The organism is Roseiarcus sp., assembly GCF_052145395.1.
Taxonomy (GTDB): Bacteria; Pseudomonadota; Alphaproteobacteria; order Rhizobiales; family Beijerinckiaceae; genus Roseiarcus.
Genome location: NZ_JBKQOT010000119.1, coordinates 1 through 5,185 on the forward strand (window position 1 = coordinate 1; position 5,185 = coordinate 5,185).

Sequence of the window (5,185 nt, forward strand, 5' to 3'; positions counted from 1 at the left end):
GCCTGGAACGACCCGGCCGACCCGCAGCGCGAAAAGGACGTCGACCGAACCTGCGCCGCCGCGGAGGCGAGAGGCGCGCCGATCATCCGCGACAAGACGGCGATGACGGTCGGCGACTCGATCTCAAAGTTCATGAAGGCAATCGGCCAGGGCGACCGGGTCTTCGTCTTCCTCAGCGACAAGTACCTCAAGTCGCCGTTCTGCATGTTCGAGCTGTTCGAGATCTGGCGCAACAGCCGGTTGGACAAGGCGGAATTCAAGGCGAAGGTTCGGCTTTATCGGCTGCCCGACGCCGCCATCTTCACCCCAAAGGATCGGCTCGGCTACGCCAAATACTGGCGCGCGCAACACGACGAGCTGGCCGCCGAGCTGAAAGGCGCGGACCCGACCCTGCTCGGCGAAAGCGATTTTCGGGCGTTCCGCCTGATGCAGGACTTCGCCCACCACGTCGGCGACATTCTCGCTCTCTTCGCCGACACGCTCCCGCCGCGCACGTTCGAAGACTTCCTCAAATACGGCTTCGACGACCCGCCGGGCGCGGCTTCCGGGTGACGCGCTCTTTTGCGCAGAGTCGGCCCCTCATCCGGCGCTCCGCGCCACCTTCTCCCCGTTGCACGGGGCGAAGGGATCCCCTCACCTTATCGGCGGGGCGTACTGGATGCCGCCGTTGTTCCACAGCTGGTTCAGGCCGCGCGGGATGGCGAGGGCCGAATGGACGCCGAGGTTGCGGTCGAACGATTCGCCGTAGTTGCCGACCGTGCGGACGACGTTCGCCGCCCAGGAATCGCCGAGGCCGAGATCCTCGCCGAAGTCGCCCGCCGTTCCGACGAGCCGCATCACCTCGGGCTTCTGCGAGCGCATGGCTTCACCAAGCGTGCGCTGGCTGACGCCGAGCTCCTCGGCGTTCAGCATGGCGAAATGGACCCAGCGCACGATCTCGACCCAGTTCGGGTCGTTCTGCCGGACGACCGGCCCGAGCGGCTCCTTCGAGATGACGTCGGGAAGAATGACGTGGTCGCGCGGCTTCGCGAGCCGCTGCCGCAGCGCGTAGAGCTGCGACAGGTCGCTGGTCGCGACGTTGCAGAGGCCCGAATCGTAAGCCTTGATCAGCTCGTCGGTCGACCCGACGGGGACCGTCTGCAGCGCAAGATGGTTGGCGGCGAAGAAGTCGGCGAGATTGTCGATCGTCGTCGTGCCGCTGAGCACGCACACTCTGGCGCCGTCGAGTTCGAGCGCCGAGGAGACGCGCATCGCGCGCGGCGCCATGAAGCCCTGGCCGTCGTAGTAGGTGACGCCCACGAACGCGAGCCCGTACGCCACCTCGCGCCCGATGGTCCAGGTCGAGTTGCGCGACAGGACGTCGATCTTGCCGTCCTTGAGCGCCTGGAAGCGCGCCTCGGCGGACAGCGGAACGAGCCGGACCTTGTTGGCGTCGTTGAAGATCGCGGCCGCGATCGCGCGGCAGAAATCGACGTCGAAGCCCGACCATTGCCCGCGCTCGTCCATATAGGAAAAGCCCGGCAGGCCCTCGTTGACGCCGCAGACGAGCGCCCCGCGCGCCTTCACCGCCGCCAGCGTCTGCGCGGACGCGCCGGACGCGACGCCCGCAAGCGCGATGGCTGCAAGGACGACGCGGAGGCCGCCCCGAAGCGCCGTTGCGAGCAGCCTGCCCATGCCGTGACTCGCCGAGGTTTTTTCCTCCGCCACACTAGCGGGAAGCCGGGGCGTCTGTCAGCAGGCAAGTCGGGGGGTAGCATGGCTAACCGTGCCGCTGCGGTGTAACGTTTGAGCGCTGTCCTCCCCCGCGATGCGTCGCGACCTCGCAGCGGCCGCGCGCAAGGGCGCGCGCTCAGGACTTGCGAGGGCCTTCCGCGCGCCTATGCTGACGCGCGACGCCAGCCTGGAGCCGGGCCCATGGCCGAAAGCGAGATCGACGCCGTCCGCGCGCTTCTGACCTCAAAGCCGCGGCCGGTCGGCTGGGCGGCTCGGCGCGCGCGGCTCGACGAGGTCGCCGCGGTCTGGCCGGTCGCCGAGGACGTCATCCTCGAAGCCGTGAACGCCGGCGGCCCGGCGGGCGAATTCTCCATCGCGCCGGGCAGCGACCCATCCAAAGCGCTCCTCTTCTTTCACGGCGGCGGCTATTGCTCGGGCTCGATCGTGAGCCACAGGCGAATGGTCACCGAGGCGGGACGGGCCTCAGGCGCGCGGACCCTCGCCGTCGGCTACCGGCTGGCGCCGGAGCACCCCTATCCCGCCGCGCTCGAGGACGCCCTCGCCGCTTGGCGCTTCTTGCGTGAGAGCGGCTGCGAGGCCGGCCGGATCGTGGTCGGAGGCGACAGCGCTGGCGCAGGGCTGACCCTCGCCCTCTTGCTCCATTTGCGCGAAGCGGGCGAAGCGCTTCCCGCCTGCGCCTGGCTCGTTTCGCCGTGGACGGATCTGACGATGTCGGGCGACACGCTGGCCGCCAAGGATGCGGACGATCCGCTGATCCACAAGGCCTACCTCGAAGAGCTGGCCGCGGCTTACGTACCGGCCGGGACGGACCGCAGGGACCCGCGCCTTTCCCCATTGTTCGCGAACCTGGCCGGGCTTCCGCCGCTTCTCGTGCAGGTCGGCTCGGAGGAAACGCTGCTTGCCGACGCAACGCGCTTCGCCGAAGCCGCCGGCGCGGCCCGTGTCGCCGTCACGCTGGAAATCTGGCCGCGCATGATCCACGCGTGGCCGCTTTGGAACGCGCGCCTCGAGCCCGGCCGACAGGCGCTGGCCCATCTCGGCGCGTTCGTTCGAGAGCGCGTCTGACGCTGTATCGTTTGAACGCTCGCGTCTCCTCCCCGCGATGCGGGGGAGAATGGCCGACGGCCCGGCTCGCAGCGCAGCCCTTTCGGCCTCGCCCTACGCGAGCGCCGTGGCGCGCTCCGCCGCGACGGAGGGGGCGTTGGCCTCGGCGAGCGTGTCGCAAGCCTCGCCGATCAGCGCCTTGAGCTTCGGCAGGGCGTCCAGCGCCCGCTCCTCGGCGCGGTCGAGCCCGTTGCCGAAGTCGGACGGCAGCGGCTTCATCTGGGTCATCAACTGGCCGACATGCCACAGCCAATCGCGCGCCGAGCGAACCGGCGCGACCAGTTCGTCCATCCGGTCGCTGAGTCCGTCGTTCAGGCCGCCGCTGGCCTCCATCGCGTAGGCGATATCGGTGACGAACTCGCACAGGGTGCGTGTCGTTCCATAACGCTCGTACAGGATATGATTGTCAATCACGGCCGCTCCTCCTCGTACGTCCTCCCAGCCCTGGACGCATACACTTGCTGGCCCGCCCCCGATTTCTCACGGATTGGGCGACGGCCCCCAATTGGGGCTGCGCTTGTCGGACGTTGCACCGCGCGCAGCATACCTCAAGTTAACCACGCTAGGGAAGGCTTTTCTGTCAGGCAATGCGACACTTTGTCGCCGGAGGCGCAGCGTCACACGAGACCCGGGCCGGGTCACGCCGTGACCGGTCTGTGGTCCGCCGGCTCGACCGTCAGCGCCCAGCCATCGCCTTGCAGCCAGACGTCGTCCGCGGCGGCGGGTCCGAATCGGAGCCAGCGCACCCGGTGCGCTCCGCCGCGCCGGAACGCCTCGTCGAGCCGTCGTCCGATCTCCGGGTCCTGGGCGCCCTCGCAGGCGATGAACACGACGCCGCTCGTGAGCTTCGCCGGCCAGGCGTCGCTCTCCTGCCGAGGCCGGGTGATCAAGAGCATGGCGCCGGACGAGCGCGCCGCGTGCAGCGGAAACAGGAGCCGTCCGCCCGGGTTCAGCGCGTCGAGCCAGGCGCGGACCGGGTGGGACGCCGCGGCGTTGACGTAGATCGCGTCAGCCCTCGGCAGATCCTCCGCCACGCCCGAGGCCGCGCGCACCTCGACCTGGGGAGAGCCCTCGAGATTCGTCCGCGCGCGCTCGGCGATGTCGGCCTCGATCTCGTAGGCGAAGACCTTGCCCGTCGGGCCGGCGAGGCGGGCGAGAATGGCGGTGTAATAGCCCGCCCCCGCCCCGATCTGCACGACCGTCTCGCCCTCGCGGATCGCAAGCGATGCTATCGCCGCCGCGTGCAGCGACGGCTGGCCGTTGTTGATCCCGCGGCGGGCGTCGATCGCGACCAGCACGTCATCGTAGAGGCTCGCTACGTCGCGATTGCCGCCCGAAAGGCCGAAAAAGCCGCTGGACACATGCCACGGCGGAGGGCCGGAAAAGTCCTCTCGCGGCACGGCGGCGAAGGCCGCCTCCAGGCGGGGATCGGCGACGCCGGCGAGCCGCATGATCCGTGCGGCGTAGTCCCTGCGCAGTCTGAGCGAACGGTCCGGCATACACGCTCCCGACATGGCGCCTTGAGGCCGCGCCGATCGCGCCCCGGTTTGCGGCGGCGCCTTCGCCTCGCGCATCCGCGAAAAAACGTGCGCCGCAGGAGTTTGTCGCCTCGAACGCAATTTCGGCAAGGACAAAGTCGGCAAGCTTCGGCAAGCGCCCCGCGTGGGGCATCAAGAGAATTTCAAAAGGCGGACGTCCCGCTCAATGTGCTAGAACGCAGCGCCTTACATGGAAGACGGGAAGCCGCGTACCGCCCCTGGCGACGCCCCCCGATTGAGGAGAACGACATGCCGACGATCACCACGCGCGACGGAACCCAGATTTTCTACAACGACACGTGCCAGGGGCAGCCCGTCGTTTTCAGTCACGGCTGGCCGCTGACCAGCGACGCCTTCGAGGACCAAATGATGTATCTGGCCGACCACGGCTACCGCTGCATCGCCCACGACCGGCGCGGCCACGGGCGGTCGAGCCAGCCGTGGGACGGCAACGACATGGATCATTACGCCAACGATCTCGCCGACCTCGCGGGCCACTTGAACCTGCGCGACGCGATCCATGTCGGTCATTCGACCGGCGGCGGCGAGGCCGTGCGCTACGTCGCGCGCCACGGGCTCCACCGCGTCGCCAAGCTCGTGCTGATCGGCGCGGTGCCGCCGATCATGGTGAAGACCAAGGCCTATCCCGGCGGCCTGCCGATCGAGGTCTTCGACGGCATGCGCAAGGCCGTTGCCGCCGACCGCTCGCAATTCTTCAAGGAGCTGCCGACGACGTTCTACGGCTTCAACCGGCCGGGCGCGAAGGTCAGCGAGGGCCTGCGCGATTCGTTCTGGCTGCAGGGCATGAT

Annotated in this window: 6 protein-coding genes; 3 read left to right on the forward strand and 3 right to left on the reverse strand. The window is 68.8% G+C overall.

Annotated features, from left to right (window positions below):
* The coding region (locus tag ACLP25_RS04310; RefSeq protein WP_442467995.1) for a TIR domain-containing protein at positions 1 to 552 on the forward strand (552 nt) is incomplete at its 5' end.
* Between the two features lie 81 nt (positions 553 to 633).
* Here the strand turns inward: ACLP25_RS04310 and ACLP25_RS04315 are convergent.
* Positions 634 to 1,674, reverse strand: coding sequence for an amino acid ABC transporter substrate-binding protein (locus ACLP25_RS04315; protein WP_442467996.1), 1,041 nt, complete (start codon positions 1,672 to 1,674; stop codon positions 634 to 636).
* A gap of 240 nt (positions 1,675 to 1,914) precedes the next feature.
* Here ACLP25_RS04315 and ACLP25_RS04320 point away from each other — a divergent pair, with 240 nt between their 5' ends.
* The gene (locus ACLP25_RS04320) at positions 1,915 to 2,799 is read left to right on the forward strand and encodes an alpha/beta hydrolase (RefSeq protein ID WP_442467997.1); all 885 of its coding nucleotides are present in this window, start codon (positions 1,915 to 1,917) and stop codon (positions 2,797 to 2,799) included.
* Between the two features lie 93 nt (positions 2,800 to 2,892).
* Here ACLP25_RS04320 and ACLP25_RS04325 read toward each other — a convergent pair whose 3' ends face one another.
* Positions 2,893 to 3,252: a hypothetical protein gene (locus tag ACLP25_RS04325; protein ID WP_442467998.1), complete on the reverse strand. Its 360-nt coding sequence runs from the start codon at positions 3,250 to 3,252 to the stop codon at positions 2,893 to 2,895.
* 224 nt (positions 3,253 to 3,476) lie between these two features.
* Complete coding sequence (locus ACLP25_RS04330) at positions 3,477 to 4,337, reverse strand: protein-L-isoaspartate O-methyltransferase family protein (RefSeq protein WP_442467999.1); 861 nt, start codon at positions 4,335 to 4,337, stop codon at positions 3,477 to 3,479.
* 288 nt (positions 4,338 to 4,625) lie between these two features.
* Here ACLP25_RS04330 and ACLP25_RS04335 point away from each other — a divergent pair.
* Positions 4,626 to 5,185, forward strand: a 560-nt coding sequence (locus ACLP25_RS04335) for an alpha/beta fold hydrolase (protein ID WP_442468000.1), incomplete at its 3' end; no start/stop codon positions are given.

Excerpts from the sequence above, each read along its gene's own strand:
- ACLP25_RS04315 (WP_442467996.1), bottom strand. The coding sequence starts at position 1,674 with ATGGGCAGGCTGCTCGCAACGGCGCTTCGGGGCGGCCTCCGCGTCGTC.
- ACLP25_RS04320 (WP_442467997.1), top strand. The coding sequence starts at position 1,915 with ATGGCCGAAAGCGAGATCGACGCCGTCCGCGCGCTTCTGACCTCAAAG.
- ACLP25_RS04330 (WP_442467999.1), bottom strand. The coding sequence starts at position 4,337 with ATGCCGGACCGTTCGCTCAGACTGCGCAGGGACTACGCCGCACGGATC.